This is a genomic window from Burkholderia sp. Bp8998 (assembly GCF_003854235.1).
Lineage (GTDB): Bacteria > Pseudomonadota > Gammaproteobacteria > Burkholderiales > Burkholderiaceae > Burkholderia.
Map to the genome: position 1 here is coordinate 1 of NZ_QTQF01000043.1, position 23,140 is coordinate 23,140.

General features: G+C 61.0%; 21 protein-coding genes. All 21 read right to left on the reverse strand.

Annotated features, from left to right (window positions below; all coding sequences use genetic code 11):
• Nucleotides 1-566: acyl-CoA dehydrogenase family protein (locus tag DIE06_RS31100; RefSeq protein WP_185733513.1), on the reverse strand; the 566-nt coding region annotated here is incomplete at its 3' end.
• A gap of 200 nt (nt 567-766) precedes the next feature.
• The gene (locus DIE06_RS31105; protein WP_124664709.1) at nt 767-1,531 is read right to left on the reverse strand and encodes an SDR family oxidoreductase; all 765 of its coding nucleotides are present in this window, start codon (nt 1,529-1,531) and stop codon (nt 767-769) included.
• Nucleotides 1,532-1,581: 50 nt separating this feature from the next.
• Complete coding sequence (locus DIE06_RS31110) at nt 1,582-2,613, reverse strand: phosphotransferase (protein WP_124664710.1); 1,032 nt, start codon at nt 2,611-2,613, stop codon at nt 1,582-1,584.
• Between the two features lie 549 nt (nt 2,614-3,162).
• On the reverse strand, nt 3,163-4,134 hold the full coding sequence (locus DIE06_RS31120; RefSeq protein WP_124664712.1) for an electron transfer flavoprotein subunit alpha/FixB family protein: 972 nt from the start codon (nt 4,132-4,134) through the stop codon (nt 3,163-3,165).
• Nucleotides 4,135-4,151: 17 nt separating this feature from the next.
• Nucleotides 4,152-4,901, reverse strand: coding sequence for an electron transfer flavoprotein subunit beta/FixA family protein (locus tag DIE06_RS31125; RefSeq protein WP_124664751.1), 750 nt, complete (start codon nt 4,899-4,901; stop codon nt 4,152-4,154).
• A 245-nt stretch (nt 4,902-5,146) separates the two neighbouring features.
• Nucleotides 5,147-5,887: a 3-oxoacyl-ACP reductase FabG gene (gene fabG, locus DIE06_RS31130; protein WP_124664713.1), complete on the reverse strand. Its 741-nt coding sequence runs from the start codon at nt 5,885-5,887 to the stop codon at nt 5,147-5,149.
• A gap of 68 nt (nt 5,888-5,955) precedes the next feature.
• Complete coding sequence (locus DIE06_RS31135; protein WP_260433826.1) at nt 5,956-6,297, reverse strand: SDR family NAD(P)-dependent oxidoreductase; 342 nt, start codon at nt 6,295-6,297, stop codon at nt 5,956-5,958.
• Nucleotides 6,281-6,937, reverse strand: coding sequence for a c-type cytochrome (locus tag DIE06_RS31140; protein ID WP_124664714.1), 657 nt, complete (start codon nt 6,935-6,937; stop codon nt 6,281-6,283). The genes DIE06_RS31135 and DIE06_RS31140 overlap by 17 nt, the downstream gene beginning before the upstream one ends.
• A 10-nt stretch (nt 6,938-6,947) precedes the next feature.
• Nucleotides 6,948-8,432 carry an FAD-dependent oxidoreductase gene (locus DIE06_RS31145; RefSeq protein ID WP_124664715.1) on the reverse strand — a complete coding sequence of 495 codons (1,485 nt, stop codon included), beginning with the start codon at nt 8,430-8,432 and terminating at the stop codon, nt 6,948-6,950.
• 44 nt (nt 8,433-8,476) lie between these two features.
• Nucleotides 8,477-8,803, reverse strand: a complete 327-nt coding sequence (locus DIE06_RS31150; protein WP_260427990.1) for a hypothetical protein — start codon at nt 8,801-8,803, stop codon at nt 8,477-8,479.
• A gap of 145 nt (nt 8,804-8,948) precedes the next feature.
• Nucleotides 8,949-10,238, reverse strand: coding sequence for an acyl-CoA dehydrogenase family protein (locus DIE06_RS31155; RefSeq protein ID WP_124664717.1), 1,290 nt, complete (start codon nt 10,236-10,238; stop codon nt 8,949-8,951).
• A 41-nt stretch (nt 10,239-10,279) separates the two neighbouring features.
• Complete coding sequence (locus DIE06_RS31160; RefSeq protein ID WP_124664718.1) at nt 10,280-11,770, reverse strand: FAD-binding oxidoreductase; 1,491 nt, start codon at nt 11,768-11,770, stop codon at nt 10,280-10,282.
• Between the two features lie 131 nt (nt 11,771-11,901).
• Nucleotides 11,902-12,768: a phytanoyl-CoA dioxygenase family protein gene (locus tag DIE06_RS31165; RefSeq protein ID WP_124664719.1), complete on the reverse strand. Its 867-nt coding sequence runs from the start codon at nt 12,766-12,768 to the stop codon at nt 11,902-11,904.
• Nucleotides 12,769-12,892: 124 nt separating this feature from the next.
• Complete coding sequence (locus DIE06_RS31170; protein ID WP_124664720.1) at nt 12,893-13,555, reverse strand: hypothetical protein; 663 nt, start codon at nt 13,553-13,555, stop codon at nt 12,893-12,895.
• An 82-nt stretch (nt 13,556-13,637) separates the two neighbouring features.
• The gene (locus DIE06_RS31175; protein ID WP_254613858.1) at nt 13,638-14,999 is read right to left on the reverse strand and encodes an FAD-binding oxidoreductase; all 1,362 of its coding nucleotides are present in this window, start codon (nt 14,997-14,999) and stop codon (nt 13,638-13,640) included.
• A gap of 110 nt (nt 15,000-15,109) precedes the next feature.
• The gene (locus DIE06_RS31180) at nt 15,110-16,351 is read right to left on the reverse strand and encodes a thiolase family protein (protein ID WP_124664722.1); all 1,242 of its coding nucleotides are present in this window, start codon (nt 16,349-16,351) and stop codon (nt 15,110-15,112) included.
• Between the two features lie 24 nt (nt 16,352-16,375).
• Nucleotides 16,376-17,929, reverse strand: a complete 1,554-nt coding sequence (locus tag DIE06_RS31185) for a class I adenylate-forming enzyme family protein (RefSeq protein ID WP_124664723.1) — start codon at nt 17,927-17,929, stop codon at nt 16,376-16,378.
• 98 nt (nt 17,930-18,027) lie between these two features.
• Nucleotides 18,028-19,161, reverse strand: coding sequence for a trans-acting enoyl reductase family protein (locus DIE06_RS31190; protein ID WP_124664724.1), 1,134 nt, complete (start codon nt 19,159-19,161; stop codon nt 18,028-18,030).
• Between the two features lie 273 nt (nt 19,162-19,434).
• A complete protein-coding gene (locus DIE06_RS31195) occupies nt 19,435-20,400 on the reverse strand; it encodes a YCF48-related protein (RefSeq protein WP_124664725.1) in 966 nt (321 codons plus the stop codon).
• A 31-nt stretch (nt 20,401-20,431) separates the two neighbouring features.
• Nucleotides 20,432-20,716, reverse strand: coding sequence for a hypothetical protein (locus tag DIE06_RS31200; RefSeq protein WP_124664726.1), 285 nt, complete (start codon nt 20,714-20,716; stop codon nt 20,432-20,434).
• Nucleotides 20,717-20,747: 31 nt separating this feature from the next.
• Complete coding sequence (locus DIE06_RS31205; protein ID WP_124664727.1) at nt 20,748-23,108, reverse strand: RND family transporter; 2,361 nt, start codon at nt 23,106-23,108, stop codon at nt 20,748-20,750.
• Between the last annotated feature and the right edge of the window lie 32 nt (nt 23,109-23,140).

The following is a 23,140-nucleotide window of genomic DNA, read 5'->3' on the forward strand; positions in this document are numbered from 1 at the left end:
TCGGGATCGGTCTTGCCCATCACGATGAAGATCTTGCAGTTCGGATGCGCGGCGTTCGTGATGAACCACTTGCGGCCGTTGATCACGTACTCGTCACCCACGCGCTCGATGCGCGTCGTGATGTTCGTCGCATCCGACGACGCCACGTCGGGCTCCGTCATCGCGAACGCCGAGCGGATCTCGCCGCGCAGCAGCGGCTTCAGCCACTGTTCGCGCTGCTCGGGCGACGCGAACATGTGCAGCAGCTCCATGTTTCCGGTGTCCGGCGCGTTGCAGTTGAACACCTCCGATGCCCAGCTCACGCGCCCCATGATCTCGGCGAGCGGCGCATATTCGAGGTTCGTCAGCCCCATGCCAGGCTCGCTGGCGTTCAGGTGCGGCAGGAACAGGTTCCACAGCCCTTCCGCTTTCGCGCGCGCCTTCAGGTCCTCCATGAACGACACCGGGTAGCGACCCGCGTGCACCTCGTGGTGCCACTGGCGGATGCGCGGCACGATGTGTTCGTCCATGAACGCGCCCAAACGGCCGCGCAATTCTTCTACTTCCGGGGTGTAGCCAAAATCCATGATCGACTCCGTTCGGTCAGAAAACCGAGACACCACCGTCGACAGCGGCGGCCAGTCCGGTCAAACAAGCACATTTACGGACGAGATACCGACATCGCCGTGACAATGTCCTCCAGTCAGCCGAAGCACCTGAGCAGCGAGCCCTGCACAAGGGGCATCGTCACTACTCGCGAGCTTCGACATCTGCTTTCATTGCGGTATCAGATCGTCAGGCCGCCGTCGACGACGATGCATTCGCCGCTCGTATAGCTCGCCGCATCTGACACGAGGTAAAGCACAGTGCCTGCCATCTCGCATGGCTCCGCGTGGCGGCCCAGCGGGATCTTCGCCAGCCAGCCTCCATAGATATCCTTGTCCTCAAACAACGCACCAGCGAATTTCGTCTTCGTGAGCCCCGGCAGCAGCGCGTTCACGCGAATGCCGAACGACCCGCACTCCTTCGCGAACGCCTTCGTCATGTTGACGACCGCGGCCTTCGTGATCGAATAGATGCCCTGCCGGTCGCCCGGCTGTAGCGCGTTCACCGACGCCGTGTTGACGATCGCGCCGCCGCCGTTCGCCTTCATCAGCTTGCCGGCCTCGACCGACATGAAGAAGTAGCCGCGGATGTTCACGTCGACCGTCTTCTCGTACGCGGCGAGATCGGTATCGAGGATGTGCCCGAAATACGGGTTCGCGGCTGCGTTGTTCACGAGGATGTCGAGCCGCCCGTGCTTGCCGCGGATGTGCTCGAACGTCGCTGCGATATCCTCGAGCCGGCCGACGTGGCATGCCAGTGCTTCAGCGCGGCCACCAGCCGCAACGATTGCGTCCGCCACCGCCTGGCAGTCGTCAAGTTTGCGGCTCGACACGATCACGTGCGCGCCCTGCTCCGCGAGCAGCTTCGCGATTTCCTCGCCGATGCCGCGGCTCGCCCCCGTCACCAGTGCGATCTTGCCGGTCAGGTCGAACAGATTCGTTGCCATGTTTCACTCCTCCATTGATATACATGCGGCGCGTGCCGCTTCGGTTTGTTTCAGCGCTGCGTGTCGATCACTCGCACGGCCTCGTCAGCCAGCGACCTGGTCATGTCGCCGACCTGCAGTGCCTTTGAATTCGATGCGTTGCCCTGGAGGGCGCGAGCTTTCACTCCCTGCGCGATCGCCGCAAACCGGAAAAAGCTGAATGCCAGATAGAAATTCCAATCTCGGATCGGTTCGATTCCGCGCAGCTCACAATAGCGCGCGACGATCGCCGCTTCGTCAGGAATGCCGAGTTCGGCGCGGTCGTGCCCGGTTAGTCCGGGAACCAAGCCGTCGGACGGCAATCGTAGGCACATGCAAAAGTAGGCGAGATCCGCGAGCGGATTGCCGAGCGTCGACAATTCCCAGTCGAGCACAGCCCTCACGCGATAGCCGTCTCGCGCGAACATCAGGTTGTCGATCCGGAAGTCGCCGTGGACCAGCGCCGGCCGGCCCGTGCCGTCAGGGCATGCCTTCGGCAGCCAATCGATCAGCGTCTCCATCGCGTCGAGGCGTTCCATCTCTGCCGCGCGGTATTGCTTCGTCCACACACCGATCTGGCGCTCGAAGTAGTTTCCCGGGCGACCGTAGTCGGCAAGACCGACCGCGTTGACGTCAACGTCGTGCAGCGCAGCCATCGTCTGCAGCACCACGTCGTAGCAGGTCGCACGATCATCCTTCGGCAGATCCGGCAGCGCGGGATCCCAGAAAATCCGACCGTCCTCGAAGCTCATCACGTAGAACATGCTGCCGATCACGTCGCGGTCTTCGCACAGGTGATACGGACGCGCGACCGGCACCGCAGTGCCCGACAGCGAGGTCAACACCCAGAACTCGCGATCCACCGCGTGTGCGGACTTCAGCAGTTCACCCGGCGGCTGGCATCGCAGCACGTAGTGGCCGCTGCGCGCGGTCAGTCGGAAGGTCGGATTCGACTGGCCGCCGGCGAACTTGTTCGCTTCAACGGGACCTTCGAAACCTGGAACATGGTCTTCCAGATAGCGCACCAGCCTGTTGATATCGAGTTGCTGTGCCGTGTTCGTCATTATTCCGATCATTCAGTATTGTGAGTCAACCATAGGTCCGAATCGTGCTCGCCGGGAACGGCGTTCCCATCGCAACTCTCCATGCCGAAAGACGTCCGGCTGCTCATCACCAGATTGAGTTTGGCCATTGCAGCCGTGTTTTAAGGAATACTTATCATATCGATCGAGCTACTTTTTCTGAAATTTATTTTATGAATCTCACGGCATTCATGAAGCGAATCCTACGCGGCCAAATCAAGATTGTTGGGTCACGGAACTTCATCATGCTCCGGCGTTTTTCTCGCTACCGCAATTCTATCGGCGTTTTTGGCGCACTCCAGTGTGCAGTAGCGCGTAATACAGTTCGGCTGCGAAACACGACCACGTAAGAAGAGCCAGGAAAATAAAATTGAAAACGACGTTCGTCTCCTCACCGGGAAAAATAACAGGAGGCCCGCCAGCATCGATGGCTTGTATCATCGGATAGGTGATCGAAGAAGCCTCAAACTCCTTGATGAGGCTGGCCAATGCGCAGTGAATACAACACCTCCCGACCGGGTGAGCCTTCGCTCAAATCGCACACGTCAGTTCCGGTACGACGCTGAACAGATCGCCGACGAGGCCGTAGTCGGCCACGCTGAAGATCGGCGCTTCCGGATCCTTGTTGATCGCGACGATCACCTTCGAATCCTTCATGCCGGCCAGGTGCTGGATCGCACCCGAGATGCCGACCGCGATGTACAGCTGCGGCGCGACGATCTTGCCGGTCTGGCCGACCTGGTAGTCGTTCGGCACGTAGCCTGCGTCGACTGCCGCGCGCGATGCGCCCAGTGCCGCGCTCAGCTTGTCCGCCAGCGGCTCCAGTACCTTCGTGTAGTTTTCGCCGCTGCCCAGACCGCGGCCACCCGACACGATGATCTTCGCGCTGGTGAGTTCCGGACGGTCCAGCTTCGTTACCTCACGGCTCACGAACTGTGACTTGGCGGCATCGGCTGCCGCTTCGATTTTCTCGACCGACGCGCTGCCGCCTGCCGCTGCCACCGGATCGAAACCCGTCGCACGCACCGTAATGACCTTGATCGGGTCGCTCGACTGCACCGTCGCAATCGCATTACCCGCGTAGATCGGACGCTCGAACGTGTCGGGGCTGACCACCCTGATGATGTCCGAGACCTGCGCTACGTCCAGCAACGCAGCCACGCGCGGCGCGATGTTCTTGCCGTAGGCAGTCGCCGGCGCCAGGATGTGCGTGTATCCCTCGCCTGCCGTTACAACCAGTGCCACCACCTGCGCCGCCACGTTCTCCGCCAAGCCGTCGCCCAGGTGCGCCGCATCGGCGTGCAGCACCTTCTTCACGCCGACGATTTGCGCCGCTTGCTGCGCTGCCGCACCGGCGTTCGCGCCCGCGACCAACACGTGCACGTCGTCGCCACAGTGGAGCGCCGCCGTGACGGTATTCAGCGTCGCTGCCTTGATCGATTGATTGCCTCCCAAGGGGGCTTCCTTTGGGGCGTCAGGTTCTGCAATAACCAGAATGCTCATGTCGTCTCTCCTCCCTCTCACAGTACCTTCACTTCGTTTTTCAGCTTCTCTACCAGTGTCGCCACGTCCGGCACCTTCACGCCGGCCGCACGCTTCGGCGGCTCGACAACCTTCAGCGTCTTCAGGCGCGGGCTCACGTCAACGCCCAGGTCCGCCGGCCGCACCGTCTCCAGCGGCTTCTTCTTCGCCTTCATGATGTCGGGCAGCGTCACGTAGCGCGGCTCATTGAGGCGCAGGTCGGTCGTCACCACCGCCGGCAGCGACAGCGAAACCGTCTCCAGGCCGCCGTCGACTTCGCGCGTGACCTGTGCGCGGCCATCGGCCACCGCCAGCTTCGAAGCGAACGTCGCCTGCGGCAGCGTCGCGAGCGCGGCGAGCATCTGGCCCGTCTGGTTCGAATCGTCGTCGATCGCCTGCTTGCCGAGGATCACCAGTTGCGGCTGCTCCTTGTCGACCAGCGCCTTCAAGAGCTTGGCCACCGCCAGCGGCTGCAGTTCCTCGTCGGACTCGACCAGGATCGCGCGGTCCGCGCCGATCGCCAGCGCCGTGCGCAGCGTCTCCTGCACCTGCGCCACGCCGGCGGAGACAGCGATCACTTCGCTCGCCACGCCCGCTTCCTTCAACCGTACCGCCTCCTCGACCGCGATCTCGTCGAAGGGATTGATGCTCATTTTGATGTTCGCAACATTGACGCCCGAGCAGTCTGTCTTGACGCGAACTTTCACATTGGCATCCACTACACGCTTCACCGCTACCAACACCTTCATTGCCCCTCCAGATTCAATCTCATAGCTCTGTCCATTCGGACACAAAGGCATACCAACCGGATTGCCGATGTGTCCGCCCGACGCATCAATTTCAAGAGTTGCCCAACATAGGTCGTGTTGCATACAACTGATAGAACAGAAAGACTGAGTATTCCCCTGCACCTTGTGGTTGATGCTGCTGCGTTCCTGTTGCAGCGTCGCTCAGTAGACACCTTCGCCACTCCGGTCTCGTTTGTGCACCAGATTTAGATCGAAAGCCCTCCCGAAACTTCGATCGCTTCCCCATTGATAAAGCTCGCATCGTCGGACGCAAGGAATGCATAGACGTTTGCGATTTCTTTTGGCGAGCCCAGACGCCGCTGCCAGCAGTTGGAACGAAATCCGTCAAGAACCTTCTCGGGCATCGTTTTCAGAATGTCCGTCTCGATAAAGCCCGGGCACACGGCATTCACGCGGATCCCTTTCGGCCCGAGTTCTCGCGCCCAGGTTTTCGTAAATCCGACTACACCGAACTTGCTAGCCGCGTAGTTCGTCTGCCCGAAATTGCCATAGATACCAACCACGCTCGACGCGTTCAGGATGACCCCGGACTGCTGCTCAAGCATTGCACCGATCACCGCCTGCGTGCAGTTGAACACCCCTTTGAGGTTGACATCGATCACCCGGTCAAACTGCTCTTCGGTCATGCGCGTGACCTTCGCGTCCAGCGTGATGCCCGCGTTGTTGACCAGAATGTCGATGCGACCAAACTTTTCCACGACATCCGCGGCCAAGGCCTCGATACCCACGCGGTCGGTAACGTCCAACGAATAGCCTGCGGCCTTATAGCCCTCTGACCTCAGGCTGCTGGCTTCTTGCTCCACTGCCTCCGTCGCGCGGTCGCAAAGAATCACCGTAGCGCCTTCGCTTGCGAACTTGCGCGCAGTCGCCTGCCCAATACCCGCGGCCGCGCCCGTGATGACGGCCACCTTGTCTTTCAGCTTCATGACTTCAACATTCCTAAGAAATTGCCGGACGCATAGTCCAGCGGCTACAAGCTGGGCCAGTCAGGCCCTTACATCCAATTCAGTACGTGGCCGCCATCGACGTCGATCACCGAGCCAGTCATATGGCTACCGGCATCAGACGCCAGCAGCATGGTCGCCCCGTCGAGCTGTTCAACCTCGCCGATCTTGCGCATCGGGATACGCCTGATCAGGTTCTCGTCCAGCCCCTTCTCTTCGAAAGACGCATGCATCTCCGCCCTGAAGTTTCCGGGGCGAAGTGCGTCGACCTGAAGCCCCCTTCCTGCAAGTTCGAGCGCCATGAACTGCGTCAAACTGATCAGCGCCGCTTTGGAGGCTCCATAACTGGTCATGTATGCACCCGCACGCAAGCCGTCAATGTTTTGGTTCAAGGCTCGCCAGGTAGCTGGCGATTGCCTTGCGGTCTTCTGCTGTGGTGCCGTCCGCAAGGCGCTTCATCATGCCGGTCGGTTCGCTACGGGTGCCGGAGGCAAACGCGTCGAACTGGGCCAGGATGTAGTCGTAGCCTTGGCCGGCCAAGCGCGGAAACTGGTCGTGCCCCATCAGTTGCGCCCCGTGACATGCCGCGCAATTCCCGCCCGTCACCAATTGCTGCCCCTTTTCGCGCAATTGCGCATCAGGCTTGAAGTAGCGGTTTGCGATGGGCGAAACCTTGGAGAAATAGTTCGCCAGGTCCTTGATTTGCGCGTTGTCCATGGTCATCGACAACGGTCCCATGTTCGGACTGCGTCGCGCGCCGCTCGCAAAATTGTGGAGTTGGGTTTCCAAATAGGCAGCAGGCTGCCCCGCCAGGCTCGGATAGCCCTGATGGAGTGAATTGCCTTTGACGCCATGGCACATGGAGCAGGCATCGTTCACGTGCGGCCACGGGCCTCCGTCAGCCTCATACGCCTTGGCTGATGTGTCGATATAGCGATCCAGACGATGAAGATCGAGCAGACCCGGGCCAAAGACGACAAGCGCCACAGCAGCGGCAATGGCGGCAACGCTAATCAAAATGAGTTTCTTCATGTCCTTCCCCTCACGCCCGACGCAGTGCATTGAGCACCTGCAGAGCCGCTTGGTGACCGGAGCGCACCGCGCCATCCATGTAGCCGGCCCAGATCTCTGCCGTCTCAGTGCCTGACCAGATCAGGTTGCCGCACGGTGGGCGCAGTGCTTCACCGTGGGCGCTCCAGAAGCCGGGCGGAATGGCTGAGATGCAGGTGATCGTCCAGGGATCGCCCCGGCCCCAGTCATGATCGTGATAGGCCACCGGCGACAGGGCTTCACGGCCCCATGCCCGGGCGTAGAACTCGGTCAGGATTGACTTTGCGGCGTCCGGCTCCGACGGAAGCTGTGCATTTGCGACGAAGGCGTTGATGACTCCGATTTCACCGCCCGGAGGCGAGTTGTCGAAGGCCCAGATCACGGGCCCGTTGATCTGGATGATGTGACCATTCAGACCTTTCTCACGCCAGAACGGACGGCGGTAGACTATGGCCACCTTGCGTGCGGGTGAGTGCGCGGGCCATGCGCGTTGCAACGCGGCGCGCTTCTCCGGCAGTGGTGGGTCAAACTGCACCTGGTTACACAGGGCTGGATGGATGGCCATGATGACTTTGCGAGCGCGCACTTCGCCGTGGTCGGTATGCAGCGTGACGACATCGCTGTCCCAACCGGAAATCTGGCGCACCGGCGTCGACAGGCGCATCTTGTCACCCAATTGCTTCGCCATCTTGATACTGAGAATTTGCGAACCGCCGACGAAGCGGGTTTCCTGCGCGCTGTGCTTGATGCTGTCGAGCTGCGAGTAGTCGCGATCCGCTGAATTGATCATCGACAGAAAATGCAGGAGCCCCATCTTGGCCGGGGCCGTGCCGCCGGAAAGGGTGATGCTTGCGTTCCAACCGACTTGGTCTTCGGGCTTGATGTTCTGCTTTCCGAGCCAGTCACCGACCGAGAGCTTGTCCAGCTCACGGACTCTCGGCGATTTCCAAGGGGCGCCCGAAGGCACATCGCGCGACAACTGGCTGAGCTTTGCGCTGACCGCCTCATCGGTACCGAAGGTCCCCTTCAGATCGACCGCCACGAGGCCATCGCCACCCAGAATGACGGTCTTGCCCTCGTAGTAGCTCGGAAACGTGTCGACCTCCAGTTGGCGGGCGAGATCCGCCACGGCGGTCTGACCTGGCCCGATCCACTGGCCGCCGACCTCGGAAACGTAGCCGCCTTCGATGTTGTAGTTGAGCGTGCGCCCACCTACTCGGTCTCGCGCCTCCAGGACTACGAAGGAGTTGCAACCCGCCAGCTGCAGGTCGCGCGCGGCCGTCAAGCCCGCCAGCCCAGCGCCGATGATGGCGACATCAAGCACGCCGTCAGGTGTCTGTCCAGCCTTGGCGGTACCAGCATCGGCTTCCCGGGCGCCCAGAGCCAGACCGCCTGCGGCCGCCGCAACGCCAGCGTATTTCAGCCATTGCCTGCGCGGCAGGTTGGCCGGTGTGTCGGGGTGAGATTTCTCTGACATGGTGTTTACGTAACTGCGATGAATGGGTTGATGCTTCGAGTGCCTCATTGCACTTCGATCCCGAACCTGCGGACACGTCGGCCGCCGCGGATGCGTCGATGCTGCCTGACAGCCCAGACCAGATCGCGCAACGTCTGCTGATCAGCCTTCTGCACAGCGGCCGTGCACCGTTCCAGCACGTCGTTCTCCGGAAACAACATCAGCTCAGCCGCGCTGCCCAGCACTAAGGCAATCTCATACGGCGAACGCGTCATCAGGGCGTGTCGCAACAAGCTGGACAGACGCCGCTCAACGACAGAGCCATCTGCCAGCCGATCGTGGGCCGCATCCTTGCGAATGCTCTCCACTGACGCCCGGATGAAGTGGAGCATTTCCTTTGCGGTAGGCTGCCGCCCCCAAGACCCAGCCGTAGTGCCGGAACATGTCGTCATGACAACGTCTCCCATGCGAATACTGTGTCCGTCGCGGCTCGGTAGCTTCTTGATTGATGCTGCAGCCTGTACCCACTCCCGGCGCTTACTCCTTGGTCCAGCCGTTCTGATAAAGCTCTCCGGCAAGCACGCCCAGGCGCGACGTGAGGATGTAGTTCTCACCGTCCTCGATCAGCGCGGAGCGCACATCACGGAAGATTTTCTCGATCGGGAATTCGCGCGTCGTGCCGTTGCCGCCGAAAAGCTGAAACGCCTCGTGGGTGATCTTCATCGCCTCTTCTGTGACGCTCACCTTGGCCTGTGCGGTCGCATAAGGGTGGCTCACCGGCGACATACGCGAATACGCGAGGCTGCGGCGTGCGATCGCACGCGCCATCTCCAGCCGGCGCAGCATCTCGCCGACGCGCAAGTGCGTCATCTGGTGATCCATTAGCAGCGCGCCGCCTTGTTTGCGTTGGTGGCAGTAGTCGAGCGCCAGCTCAAACGCCGAACGCGCCACGCCGACGAAGGTCTGGCACATGTGCGTGCCGGCATACGACCACGTCGACGCCAGGTTGCCGAGATAGTCATCCTTCAGCGCAATGGCGAAGCGCTTCGGCACCTTGACGTTGTCGAAATAGATCTCCCCTTGTGGCAACGAACGCTGGCCGATTTTGTCGAGCGGCTTACCTCGCGAGACCCCCGGCAGATCGAGTGGAATGATTATCCCGATACCATTGGTAAACGTGCTGTGCTCGCCAGTGCCGTAAAACCCGTCGCCATAGTCGGCCGCCATGTAGGCGAGCGCGACCTGTGCCACCGCCCCGTTCGACACCCACGCCGAACTCTGGCCGTTGATGACGATTTCATCGGTGCCGACCTTCGCGGTGACGTTGCCGACCGGCTGCTTTCCGCCAGCGCTGAGTTCCTGGCGATACAGAATTGCAGCATCGGAGCCGCGGTCGGGCTGCGTATTCATCCAGCAGCCAACCTTGCCGGCACACATTTCGATCAGTTCCTGGTTACCGACCGTCTGGGCCATCATCATCGGCATGCTCGCGGCGCCAATCGAAATGGCGAAGCCCGCATCGCCCCAACCGAGTTCCTCGCCAATGATCGACTCGATGCGAATCGCGGCTTCGGGCGGGAACTGCGCGATTAGTTGCGGATCGAGCCCGAGCTTGGCGGCCTCAATAATCGCCGTCCAGTACGGAGACCCTGGGGCGATCGCTTCCTCCGGCGTCATGCGATCGAGCTCCCGGCCAATCGGGCGCAGTACATCGCGCGCAAAGCGATGGACTGTGCTCTGGATCGCGCTTTCCTCTTCACTCAACGGCGTCTCGAAACCGGTCAGGCCGACCGACGGCAACTCCACGTTTTTCTTCAGGCGAATCATGATGTGCTCCTCCATTCCTTTTTCAGTTAAAGCGCCCGCCTTCAGGCTGCAGCGTCGCGCACCTTTCGGTTCAACCAATCGTCCATCGCGGCTGCACCACCCAGTGCCCCGTTAAGGACACACCATCGGAACGGTTCGGGTAATGTCGAGGGCGTCTCGTGGCGCACCGCCGCGAGCAGCGGGGGCTCGGTTCCGCGAATCCGTTGGGCAATCAGGTGGCCGACCATGGACTGGGAGGCCACGCCATGCCCGGAGCACCCAGCGGCGTAGTAAATGTTCTGGTTCGCCCCGGTGGTGCCGACCACCGGAAGCGCATCGCCGGCAAAGCTGATATAGCCGCTCCAACACGCCCGCACAGCGATGTCTTTCAAGGTCGGGAAGCGGTCGCGCAGAGCGATCCTCAACTCGCGATACTGATCGTAGTCCGGCACGTTCGGCGTCCTTGATCCGTACGGATAGTGAAGTCGCTTGGTGGTGACCAGAAGCGTATTGTTCGCCGTCAAGCGATGGCTTTCCATGGTCCAGTGCGCCGTCACGATGCCTTCACGCCCGGGCCAGCCCAGCGACTTCAGTTGCGCGGGGGAAAGCGGTTCGGTCTCGATGGCCGACACCCGCAAGGGGACCACCTTGTCCGCGAGAAGACCAAGCTGCGGGGTATAGCCGTTCGTGGCGAACATCAGCACCGGAGCGCTCGCGCTACCCCGTGGCGTCTTCACCTTGATCACGGGACCTTCGGTGTAAGACAGCAGCGGCGTGTTTTCATAAATCTTGACGCCTGCGCGAAGCGCGGCACGCCGCAGACCCATCACGTACTTGCCTGGATTGAGCGTGCCTCCACGCGGGGTGTACTCACCAAACAGAAACGCCGGCGGAATGCCCCGCGCACGCATCTGGGCCTCGCCCCAAAATTCTGACTTGGCGCCAAATTCCGCGCTGGCGCGTACGCCCTCGCGCACCTTCTCTTCCTGCGACGGATGAATCCCTGCGCGAATCAACCCGGAGGGGTTGTAGTCGCAGTCAATCCCGTGCTCCTTGAGCTTGCCTTCAACAAAGGGGACGGCATCTTCGTAATAGCGGACGATCTCCTTCGCACGCTCCTTGCCGACGTCCTTGAGAAACAGGTCGTATTCGAGCGCTACACCGCCGCCCAGGTAGCCGGCGTTGCGGCCGCTCGCCCCGAAGCCGGCAAATTCACGCTCCAGGACGATCACTTTCGCGCCCTGCTTGGCGAGCTCGAGTGCGGCGGAAAGGCCAGCGAAGCCGGCGCCGACAATCACGACATCGGCGCTGACGTTGCCCTCGAGCGCCGGCTGCATGTCTTCGGGCTTTTCCACCCATCCGCCAAGCGCCCGATACTTTTCCAGGTCGGCTGCCTCTCTGCCGTCCGCAGCCGGCTCCGTGCGCGCACTTTGCATTGCCGCCGCAGCTGGTACAACGACGGCCGCGGCTGCCGCACCCTTCACGAAATTGCGCCGGGTGATCCCGGAATGGCCGGTCTGCCCGTCCGGCTTGGTATCGAGACCCTTGCTCATTTCTGCCTCCCTCAATCCTTTTCAAAACATGAACAGCAAACGCGGCCTCTTCGATGCCTTGCTACCACCGCCGTTTTCCTGAATCGCATGACCGGCGCGTACCCCTGGCGTGCGCCGGCCTGAGGGTCCCATCAGAGTCCGAGGTACGTCCCGACGTCGCCAACGTTCGCTTGCCACAAACCGATTGAACCGACGGGGTACTGCGAGCGGAAACCGAGTACGCGCTGCACACGTTCGGGCAACCCGCGTACCGTCTCAATATCAACGAGGAGCGGAACAGCTTCTTCCGGGGTGAGAAAACCCGGGATCAGAGGAATGGTCACGCCGCGGCGATAGAAGTCCTTGGTGCGATTCGCTCCACCACCGTGTACCAACTTGCCTGTGTACAAGACAGCGTCGCCGGCCTTCATCTCCACAGGAATCGTCATTTCCTGCGTGCCACGGTCAGCGTAGTCCGGCCATTTGTGACTGCCCGGAATCACTCGCGTAGCACCGTTCTCGTCGGTGAAGTCGGTCAGGGCCACGAGGAAGTTGATAACGACCTCCGGTGCTTGAGCGCCCATCTTGAGGAAATGGGTCCAGCCCTCGAGGTCGCGGTGCAGCGGTTGCGCTCGGCTGTCCGGGCCAATCTCGATCACCTGGGCGGTCGTCAACCAGCAGGTACCGGACTCTTCCTGGAAAATCGCATCACCCATGGCGTGAAAGACGTCAATATCCAGGATTTCCTCGCGGAATGTCCTGCTTATCTTGGCCAAAGCAGTCAGTCGCTTGGTATTCACGCCATGAAATTCAGTCATGATTTCATATTCGTCATTCTTGCAGCCCGGCGAGAGCTTTTGCATCTCGACTTCGATATCGTCGTTAAACGATCTAACCTGTGCCTCAGTCAGATAATTCTTGAGGATGACACACCCGTCTTCCTGAAAAATTGCATGAATGTCTTCAACCGATGACGTGCTCGGCACCGTTTTAATAACAGATTTCGCTACGTTGCTCATTTTGTATTCCTCCAAAAATTGGTATCACTGACGATACAAACAGATAACGATTTACAAAAAAATAATTGGGATCAAACCTGCCTTCAAAAACCGTTCACATCTAGAACCTAACTCTTCGTGCAATTTACGCTCGCACCAAACCCCCACGCCTCAAATCACCCCGCTCCAATGCGCAATAGGCGTAATAGATTGAAGTCGAGAAATATCCCCACGTGAGCAGCGCGAGAAATGGGAAGTTCAATACCAAATTGGTTTCATCCCCTGGTATTTTGTAAAAATCGTAGATGCAAGCAATCACCAAAGAAGTCACCAGCGCCACAAACGTGCTCAAAGCCTGAAATGACTCGCCAATTTCCATCAACTTGACGATGAAATAGACGAGATGCCCCGATAACCAAATCCACATCACCACATAGAAGTAAGGAAGAATCCCGACCATGAAATCGGCCGTCACCAATACAATCCCACCAAGAATTGCACCTGTGACCAGCAGGATGTCTTGAACCACCGACAGCTTGCGCTTCCGAGTGACATCCATCAAACCAGCAACTGCAACAACCGGCAAACCGAATCCTCTGGAAAACGCATCCAGGAAATGCATGACCTCATACGAAACGTGCGAATTAGTCAGCAAAAACACGATAACGTTTAAGCCGGAAATCCCCAGGGCAAGCCATTCCAGCCCAACAAGATAGTTTCGCTTTATCAAAAACTTCATGCCATAAATGAGTGAAGCAAACGCAAATACCGAACAGGAAAACAAAATGCAATAGAGTCTAAGATTCATGATCAATCTCCGGCGAGTATCAGAATTCCGATTTGAAACGACGCGTTCTGGGAAATCGTGTGTCGGTGCTCGTCATATCGGTTCACTGCTCCGCTCGGTCAGCGATGGACCGCGCCTTGCTGTTCACCCGATCGTCCAGAAGGTTCGCCATGCTCAATGCGCCATTGACGAAGCACCATCTAACCGGCTCGGGCAGCGTCGATGGGGTCTCGTGGCGTAGCGCCGAAAGCAGAGGGGGCTCAGTTCCGCGAATCCGCTCGGCGAGCAGATGCCCCATCAAGGATTGCGTGCCGAGGCCGTGTCCGGAACATCCTGCGGAATAGAAGATGTTCTGCTGAGCCCCGGTTTCACCCACCACGGGTAGCGCATCATTGGCGAAGCTGACGTAGCCGCTCCAGCACGCCCGGATAGCGAGATCTCTCAACGTCGGGAACCGGTCATGCAGTGCCTTCACCAGCTCGCGATAGGCCGTGTTATCCGGCACATTGGGTGTTCGCGAACCGTAGACGTAACGGAGGCGCTTTGTCGTGAGCACGAGCGTGTTGCGTGCCGTCAAGCGATGACTTTCCATCGTCCAATGGGCTGTCACCACGCCTTCGCGCCGCGGCCAACCTAAGGCGGCAAGCTGTGGCGCGGACAGAGGCTCGGTCTCGATCGCCGACACGCGCAGCGGAATCACCTTGTCTCCGAGCAGGCCAAGCTGCGGTGTGTACGCGTTGGTGGCGAGCACCAGGAATGGAGCGCTCGCGCTGCCGCGTGCCGTTCTTACCTTAACAATCGGACCCTGGTCGTAGGACAAAAGCGCCGTGTCTTCGTAAATCCTCACACCAGCCTTAAGCGCGGCACGCCGCAACCCCATCACATACTTTCCTGGGTCCAGCGTGCCCCCTGTTGGGACGTGGTACCCAAATAGAAACGCAGGCGGGATTCCACGCGCGCGCATGCCGGCTTCGTCCAGAAATACCGCAGGAGAGCCGAGTTCGATACCCAGTTGCATGGTCTTGCGGACATGCTTCTCCTGTGATGGGTGGACGCCTGCCCGGATCAATCCGGATGCGTTGTAGTCGCAGTCGATGTCGTATTCGCGCAGCTTTCGTTCGACGTACCTAACACCTTCGTCGTAGAACCCGACAATCGCCTTCGCCCGCTCGAGACCCACGCGTTTCACGAACAGGTCGTATTCAAGTCCCTGGCCACCCGCGAGGTAGCCAGCGTTTCGACCGCTTGCACCGAAACCGGCGAACTCACGCTCGAGGACGATCACGTTCGCCCCTTGCGCGGCAAGCTCCAACGCGGTGGACAAACCGGCGAAGCCAGCGCCAACAACGATCACGTCAGCGTTGACATCGCCCTCCAGCGGGGGTTGGAGATCAACCGGCTTTTCCACCCACATGCCGATCGGGCGATACTTCCTCAGCGCAGCGGTGACTCTCGCCTGTGCCATCGGACTGTCGGACGGCGCTTCTGCCCCCTTGTCCAAGGGGCGCGAATTCACTCCAGTGAATTCCTCCGCCCAGCTCTGCTTTGCATTCGCTTCAATCATCGCTGCCTCCGTCAAGGCTTGCTCAAGATGTGCACGGCGAGCGCGGCCTCTTCGATACCTTGCAGCCCACCGCCGTTTTCCTGAATCGCATGGCGGGCACCCCACACTTGGCGTGCTCCCGCCTCTCCACGCAATTGCGTCACCAGTTCATGGAGCTGGCCGATGCCCGTCGCGCCCAGCGGGTGCCCTTTCGATTCGAGGCCGCCAGAGGTATTGATGGGGATCCGCCCACCGATCGTGAAATCGCCGCGTTCAGCAGCCAGACCGCCCTGACCGAGCTTCGCCAGCCCGAGGTTTTCCGCCTGGATGATCTCGCCCATTGCCGATGCGTCGTGCACCTCGGCCACATCCATGTCCTCAGGGCTCAGGCCGGCCTGCTCATAGGCTTGCAGAGCGGCCAGGCGGCCGATGTTCTTTTCCGGCTCGTCGATGCCCCGATGCGTGAAGCTGCGAATCACGCTTGCGGCGACTTTGATGCAACGGCTGCGATCGGCACCAATGCGCCGCAGTCCCTCTTCGGTACAGAGGATCGCTGCAGCCGCACCGTCCGTAACCGGCGCACACATCGGCAGCGTGATCGGATAGGTGATCGGCGGCGCCGCAAGCACCTCGTCAATGGTGAAGGGCTTACGGAACTGCGACAGCGGGTTGTGTACCGAATGCCCGTGGTTCTTTGCCGAGACGGCGGCGATCTGGCGTTGCGTCGTGCCGTATGTCTTCATGTGATACCGGCACAGCGCGGCATAGATCGACATGAAGCGGCTGTAGGGCCGGTCGGACTCGGAGCCACTAGGCGGCTCGACGCCCTCGCCTAACTTCACCAGGTTCGCGAAGTTTTCGTCGACGCGCGACACATCCCACCCGCCCTCGAACAGCGCGAACGACTTCGCCTTGTCCGGAACGTTCATCTTCTCCGCGCCGATCGCCAATGCCACGTCGCATGTGCCGGCTTTCAGGCTCTGCACCGCCAAATGCACAGCGGTGCTGCCCGATGCGCAGGCATTCTCGACGTTGAACACCGGAATGCCCTCGAGCCCGATCTTGCTGAACACAACCTGGCCCGGGATCGATATTTGCCCCTGCAGGTGTCCATTCGTAACGCCCGAGTAATACGCCGCGCCGATCGCGTCGGTATTGCAGCCTGCGTCATGCAAAGCGCCGCGCAGCGCCTCGCCGGCCAGATCGTCGATGCTGCGCTCGATGTGCCGACCGAACACGGTCATGGCGATACCGACAATGTAGATGTTGTTCATGGTGTGTCGCTCGTAGAAGGCCTGTTAGATCTTGCGTTGCTGGCCTTGCCAGTACTGCTCGCGCAGATCTTTCTTCAGCACCTTGCCGACGGTGCTGCGCGGCAGCGCGGCGACAAAGTCCACACTCTTCGGCGCCTTGACGGAACCGAGCCTGTCCTTGCACAGCGCGACGAGTTCCTCGGCGCTCACGTTTTGGCCGACGTTAAGCTCGACGACCGCCTTCACCGCCTCGCCCCACTTGTCGTCGGGCACGCCGATCACCGCGCAGTCCTGCACCGCCGGGTGCGCCCAGATGACCTGTTCGACTTCGCTCGGGTACACGTTGAAGCCGCCGCTGATGATCATGTCTTTCTTGCGGTCCGTGATGTGCAGGTAGCCCTCGGCATCCAGGTGGCCGATGTCGCCGGTGTGCAACCAGCCGTCGACGATGGTCTCCGCAGTCTTGTCCGGTGCCTTGAAATAGCCCTTCATGATGAGATCGCCGCGCACGCAGATTTCACCGGTCTCGCCTTGCGGCAGCAGTTCGCCCCGATCGTTCAGGATCTCGACGCGGATCAGCGGGTTCGGACGGCCGACCGAAGACAGCCGCTCATCCGACGCAATCTTTCCGTCGACGAAATGCTCGGTTGGCGTCAAGTACGAAATCGACGCTGCGGCCTCCGTCTGCCCGTAACCGCCGGCCATGACGGGGCCGAATACCTCGATCGCGCGCTTGAGCTTCTCCACCGACATCGGCGCTGCGCCGTAGAGGAAGTACTTGAGCGACGAGAAATCCTGCTGCTCGATGCCCGGGATATCGAGCAGGCGGTAGATGACTGTCGGCGGCAGGAAGAATTCGGTGACTCGATGCTTGGCAATGGCGGCCAGCAGCAGCACGGGATCCGGTTTGGTCAGTACGACCACCGTGCCACCGCGTGCGGTACAGGGCAGAGACAACATACCCGCGGTATGCGTCATCGGCGCCGCGGCAAGGTTCACCGGACGCTGCGTGCCATACGGGAACGCGATCATGAACTGGGCGAAGTACGTCTGGAACGCGCGGTGCGAGTTCATCACGCCCTTCGGTGCGCCGGTCGTGCCACCGGTGGCCGACAGCGTGACGATGTCGTCCATGTCGTAATCGACACGCGGCATCGTCGTCGGCTGGCTTGCGCTCCACGTTGCAAGCGACGGAGCCCATGGTAGCTCGGCATCGATGCACACCCAGAGCTTCACCTTTGGCAAGCTGGCGCGCAGCTCTCCGATGATCGACGCGAAGGCTTGGGTGAAGAACAGCGCCTCGCAGTCGAACGCGTCGAGCACGTACTGGTTCTCGGCAGGTGCGTTGCGCCCGTTGACGGGGATGTACACCATGCCCGCGCGCCACATGCCGAGCGTGCAGCCCCAACCGATCACGTCGTTGTCCGCCCATACTGCGGCCTTCGCTTCCTTCTCGAACCCGCTGGCAAGCAGCCCGTTCGCAATACGGCAAGAAAGCTCACCGATCTCCCGGAACGAGAAGCTTCGCTCATCCTGGACATAAGCGATGCCGTTGGGGTTGATGCGCCACCCACGGTCGAAAAAATCAATGATTGCCATTTACGTATTCCTTTGAATCCATGCCAGGTCGATGACGGGGTGATCCATGCCTTCCGTGTACGGGTTGAACCAGCCCCGCAGTGCCCTTGCGTGTACGGTTACAGCTGCGAGATCGTTGCGCGCGCCAGACCGCGTTGCTCGAGGAAGCCGAGCAAGTACCGGTGGCCGAACGCCTTCGAGCCAGATGCAAAACCGACCTTGGCGGTATCGCCATCGAGGAGCTTGATGGCGCCGGCGGCATGAAGCGCTCCGGTGGCGATGTACGGCGTGATGCCGTGCAGCGTTGCGCGCACCGCTGCGAGCTGGCCACGGCTGATCGCGAAGTCGACCGTGCGATGCAGCGACGTGCGCTCGCGCGGCGGCATGGCTGGCGTGGTCGAATCGACGAGCTGCTTGAGCACCGCTTCCTGTTGCTCGCGCGGCAAGTGCGCGTACTCGGCATCCCACTTCTGGCCGAGCGCATGCACCATCTGCATCGCGTTGTTGTCGTAGAAGCCCACGCACGAGATGCAACTGCGCACGCGCGCGTCTTGCTCGAAGTACACCGGCAGCGACGTACCGCCCCACGGCAGCGCAAACACGGGCTGCAGGAAATCCGGGGAGGAGACGTTGAACGAAGCGTGCTTGTCATGCGGCACCAGCTTCTTTTCCCACAGGTAGCACGCTTCCTGGCGGTAGCCACCGAAGATGGTCGCAGTGGAGCCCACGCTCACACCGGCGCCCGCCCCACGTGGGCCGCGCGCCAACGTAGCCGTCTCCAGTGCATCGACGCCCGGCGTCTCGAGCGCCAGCTCGGCAGCGATTTCTGCGAACGAGTACATGTACGCATTCGACGGCGACACCAGCAAGCCTGCCTGCCGGTACAACTCGCCAAACTGCTCACGTACCTGACGCATGTAGTGCTGCTCGCCGGTGGTGTCGAGGTAGTGACAGCCAGCCTTGAGTGCCGCCTCCACCGCAACCAGTCCGAAATCGAAGAACGGCCCGACGGTGGCACACACAACTTTGGCGCCACGGAATGCATTCACGAGCGCGTCGACGTTATGTTCCGCCTCGATGATTTCGTAGTTCGCCGACTCAAGGCGCACAACGCGCTGCGCCATCATTTCCTTCGTCCGGGCAGCGTTGCGTGCCACGGCAGTGAACGGAATGTTCTGGTCGATCAGCCAGTCCATGATCAGCATGCCGGTGTAACCGCTTGCGCCATAGACGACGACGGGGTGCTTTGCCATGATTTGTCTCCTGATAGTTCGGTTGTTGAGAGTTGATTCAATTCATCGCGATTTGGTACAGGGATCCACTTCGCACGTCAGATTCCGAAGCGTGTCCACCGTGATTCGAGAGCACGAACATCTCAATTCATGAAGGACACCGAATAAACAATGTGTCATGATGAAAAACTAATGGCGCAGTAATCGACTGAGTTTTCGATGGCGTACTCTGCCGCTTCCGCTAGTTGTCTCCGCTAGTATTGATGTGCTGGTGAGACTTGAACCAAGGGGCGTTCAATGCTCTGTCAGCACCCCCTCACGCGCAAACAAGATCGTTTTTCCTACCGCGTTCATCAGAGATGCAGTCAGCGTCGCGCGATCCTCGCGCTGCGTAACATCGAACGACGCGCCGTCCGCCTTCTGCTGCAGCACCAGACCGTCGAGCCCGACGCCGGCCAGGCGACCGTCATTGACGAACAGTTCGGTGATCGAGCTTTTCGTGCCTGAACTCACCGGCGCCCAGCTCCCCCCTCCGTCCGTGCTCTGGAACATGCTTCCCAGCAATCCGGCCACGACCACCTTCCCGTCCGGCAGCACCACGCCTGTCCACAGCGTGCCCTTGCCGCCCGTCTCGCCATACGTCCAGTTCGCTCCGCCGTCGGTCGACTTCAGCACCGTCCCCTGCTCCGACACGATGTACAGCGCGTTCTTCCCGTCCGAGAAGATGTGGTACAGGTTCCGGTCCGCCTTCCCGCCACCCGGAGGCTTAGGCAGCGTCTGCTTGTTCCACGTCTTGCCACCGTCGTGCGTCACCAGCATCAGCGACCACAGGCCGACTGCAATCCCGTCCTGCGAGCTCGTGAAAATGACGGAGAACAGCGGCTGGTCGACCGACGTGTCCATGCGCTGCTTCTGCCAGGTTTCCCCACCGTCGCTGGTCGCGAGAATCGTGCCCCATTGACCGACCGCCCAGCCGTGGTGCTCATCGGTAAACCTGACGGCCGACAGCGTTGCCGAGTTCGGCACGGCATGGGCTTGCCGGAACGACTTGCCGTCGTCGTCCGACAGCAGGACAAGGCCGTGCTCACCCACGGCGACGATGCGCTTTCCGGCGCGCGTCGCATCCATCAGCATCATGTGGGTCGGCGCGGCCCACGCATGTGCCGGCACCGCGGCCCAGTCAGCCACGGTTCCTGGTGGTTGTGCGAGCGCGGTCGCAGCTGCGCAGAGCGCGGTACAGGCAACGAGAATCTTGATCATGGTTGCATCTCTGTTGTGGTGTGCACGGACGTCAGTGGTTGAACAGGTCGGCCCAACCCGCCTTCGCCTCGCCGATTGCGACGGTCGACGACTCGGTCGATGTCTCCGCGGCCGAGGCCTGCCGTGTGAATCTGTCGTCGTTCAACGACTGTGCGATGTTCGATTCGCCGACGGCAACCGCGCGTGCACCCGCGAGTTTTGCAGTGGTCAGGGGCGTCTGGTTCGGCCCGGCCCCGTTCACGATCGGCCCATGGAATCGGACCAACGCCGCTACGGCTGCGCAAAGTACGGTACAAACAACGAATGTCTTGATCATGGTGGAATCTCCGTCGGGCGGTGCGCGAGCGTCAGTGGCTGAGCAAGCCCGGCGCACGCGCCGGCTTGCGACGCGGGAACCAGCGCTCCAGCACCGAGGCCAGCGCCGGCAGCGCCGTCATCGCCATCACCAGGTTGACGATGAACATGAACGCGAGCAGCTTGCCCATGTCCGCCTGGAACTTGAGCGCCGAGAAGCTCCACGTCGCCACGCCGATCGCCAGAGTGATCGCCGTAAAGATCGTCGCCACGCATTCGAACTCGAGCGCACGCTCCATCGCCTTGAGGATCGGATCGCCCTCGGCCAGGTGTCGCTGCAGCCGGTTGTAGATGTACAGCGCGTAGTCCACGCCGATGCCCACCGCCAGCACCATCACCGGCAAGGTCGCCACCGTCAGGCCGATCTTGAGTTCCTTCATGAACCAGTAGCCGATGAAGGTAGCCACCGCCAGCGGCACGCAGCAGGCCAGCATCGCGCGCCAGTCGCGGTACGCGAGGAACACGAGGGTCACGATGGCCGCGTACACGTACAGCATCATCGGCAACTCGCTCCTCTCCACCTCTTCATTGGTGGCTGCCAATACCCCTGCATTGCCCGCCGCGAGGCGGATGTTGATACCCGGGAACGGATGCGACGCGCGGTACTGCTTGATATCGTTGAGAACCCGGTTGATCGTCGTCGCCTTGTGATCGGTCAGGTACAGGTGGACGGCAGTCATGCTGCAATCGGCCGTCATGAAGCCCTTCAGGCGCGACACATCGACCGACACCGCGCCGTAGTTCTCGGGGTCGATCGGGACGACGTTCATCTTGGGATAGTCTTCGTTGTAGCCCGCGTTGTAGGTGCGCAGCATCGCCGAGTAGGACTGTACGGACACCACGCCCGGTTCGGTGCGCATGGCGGAGGTGAATTCGTTCTCGTACAACCCGACGGCCGGGTTGTCGCACGCCTTGCCGTTCGACTCGATGGCCACCGAGAGCCAGTCGAGGCCCATGTCGTAGTTGCCAGCGATCGACGTCGCATCCCGGTTGAACCGCGCTTCTTCACGCAACTCCGGTGCGCCCGGCTGCAGCGTGCCGATCACGCGGTCGCGGCTCTGCCAGACGGCAAGTCCGAAGACCATCAACGTGATCAAAAGCGTGACGCCTGCGAGCTTCGGCTGGGCCACCCGCGACAACGGTCGCAGGAACGCCGAGCGCCAGGCGCTTCGCTTGAGCGCGCGCTCGGCGTACGCCTGGCTGAAGTTGAAGCACGATGCGGCAACCGGCAGCAGGATCAGGTTGGTGACGATCTTGTAGGCCACGCCCAGCGACGCGGTGATCGCCAGCTCGCGCACCATCGGAATCGGAATCAGCAGCAGCGTGACGAACGACACGAACGCGGTGACGAGTGCCAGCACACCCGGGATCAGCAGGCCACTGAAGCTGTGGCGCGCGGCATCGTACGAGCTGTTCCCGCGAGCGATCTCGCGCACGATGAAGTTGACCTGCTGCACGCCGTGCGACACGCCGATGGCGAACACCAGGAACGGCACCAGCACCGCGAGCGGATCCAGACCGAAGCCCAGCAGCCTCAACGTGCCGAACTGCCAGACCAGCGACGTCAGCGAGCAGACGATCAACAGCACCGTGAAGCGCACCGAATGGCAGTACCAATACACCGCCAGCGCGGTCAGCAGCAGCGCGATCGCGCAGAAGCCCAGCACGGCCGTGGCGCCATCGGCAATGTCGCCGATCTGCTTGGCGAAGCCGATGATCTGGACTTCGTAGCCGGCGTCTTCGAACGGTTTGCGGATCTTGTCTTCGAGCGTATGGTTGAACGCCACGTAGTCGAGCACTTTGCCCGCGCTATCCCGTTCGTTCAGCTCGGCGGTGATCATCGCGCTGTCTTCGTTGTGCGAGACGAGCGTACCGACGTACCCCCCCAACGTCGTCGCGCGACGAATGTTCGCAACGACCTCGGGCGTCAGTTGATCCGGTGTGATGCTGCCCGAGATGATCGGTTCGGCGCGAAACCCTTCGTCGGTGATCTCGTTGACGAACGCGTTCGGCGTCCACAGCGAGCGCACACCGATCCGGTCCACGTTCGGCAGATACGTGACCGCCTGGGTCACCTTGTACAGGCGCGTCAGCCCTTCCGGCGTCCAGATGGAACCCTTCCTGGCGCGCACCACCACCGTGATCCGGTTTGCGCCGAGCAAATTGGACCGGTACTTCTGGAATGTCCGGATGTATTCATGACCGATCGGCATCTGCTTCTCGAAGCCGGCGTCCATCCGGAGTTGCACGGCGAATACCGCCATCACGACGGTAAACAGGCCGATCACCACAAGCACGATCGCGCGATGGGCGAAGAAGGCCTTTTCCAGCCTGCTGACAAGACGATTGAGCACAACGTTACCCCTTCAAGTATTCCGGCGGCGCG

What these genes read in the sequence shown, in the direction of transcription:
- DIE06_RS31200 (WP_124664726.1), bottom strand. Translation starts at nt 20,716, where the DNA reads ATGATCAAGACATTCGTTGTTTGTACCGTACTTTGCGCAGCCGTAGCG.
- fabG (WP_124664713.1), bottom strand. Translation starts at nt 5,887, where the DNA reads ATGAAGCTGAAAGACAAGGTGGCCGTCATCACGGGCGCGGCCGCGGGT.
- DIE06_RS31140 (WP_124664714.1), bottom strand. Translation starts at nt 6,937, where the DNA reads ATGAAGAAACTCATTTTGATTAGCGTTGCCGCCATTGCCGCTGCTGTG.
- DIE06_RS31155 (WP_124664717.1), bottom strand. Translation starts at nt 10,238, where the DNA reads ATGATTCGCCTGAAGAAAAACGTGGAGTTGCCGTCGGTCGGCCTGACC.
- DIE06_RS31125 (WP_124664751.1), bottom strand. Translation starts at nt 4,901, where the DNA reads ATGAAGGTGTTGGTAGCGGTGAAGCGTGTAGTGGATGCCAATGTGAAA.
- DIE06_RS31120 (WP_124664712.1), bottom strand. Translation starts at nt 4,134, where the DNA reads ATGAGCATTCTGGTTATTGCAGAACCTGACGCCCCAAAGGAAGCCCCC.
- DIE06_RS31160 (WP_124664718.1), bottom strand. Translation starts at nt 11,770, where the DNA reads ATGAGCAAGGGTCTCGATACCAAGCCGGACGGGCAGACCGGCCATTCC.
- DIE06_RS31105 (WP_124664709.1), bottom strand. Translation starts at nt 1,531, where the DNA reads ATGGCAACGAATCTGTTCGACCTGACCGGCAAGATCGCACTGGTGACG.
- DIE06_RS31185 (WP_124664723.1), bottom strand. Translation starts at nt 17,929, where the DNA reads ATGGCAATCATTGATTTTTTCGACCGTGGGTGGCGCATCAACCCCAAC.
- DIE06_RS31110 (WP_124664710.1), bottom strand. Translation starts at nt 2,613, where the DNA reads ATGACGAACACGGCACAGCAACTCGATATCAACAGGCTGGTGCGCTAT.
- DIE06_RS31175 (WP_254613858.1), bottom strand. Translation starts at nt 14,999, where the DNA reads ATGGCACAGGCGAGAGTCACCGCTGCGCTGAGGAAGTATCGCCCGATC.
- DIE06_RS31190 (WP_124664724.1), bottom strand. Translation starts at nt 19,161, where the DNA reads ATGGCAAAGCACCCCGTCGTCGTCTATGGCGCAAGCGGTTACACCGGC.
- DIE06_RS31150 (WP_260427990.1), bottom strand. Translation starts at nt 8,803, where the DNA reads ATGCTCCACTTCATCCGGGCGTCAGTGGAGAGCATTCGCAAGGATGCG.
- DIE06_RS31195 (WP_124664725.1), bottom strand. Translation starts at nt 20,400, where the DNA reads ATGATCAAGATTCTCGTTGCCTGTACCGCGCTCTGCGCAGCTGCGACC.
- DIE06_RS31145 (WP_124664715.1), bottom strand. Translation starts at nt 8,432, where the DNA reads ATGTCAGAGAAATCTCACCCCGACACACCGGCCAACCTGCCGCGCAGG.
- DIE06_RS31165 (WP_124664719.1), bottom strand. Translation starts at nt 12,768, where the DNA reads ATGAGCAACGTAGCGAAATCTGTTATTAAAACGGTGCCGAGCACGTCA.
- DIE06_RS31170 (WP_124664720.1), bottom strand. Translation starts at nt 13,555, where the DNA reads ATGAATCTTAGACTCTATTGCATTTTGTTTTCCTGTTCGGTATTTGCG.
- DIE06_RS31180 (WP_124664722.1), bottom strand. Translation starts at nt 16,351, where the DNA reads ATGAACAACATCTACATTGTCGGTATCGCCATGACCGTGTTCGGTCGG.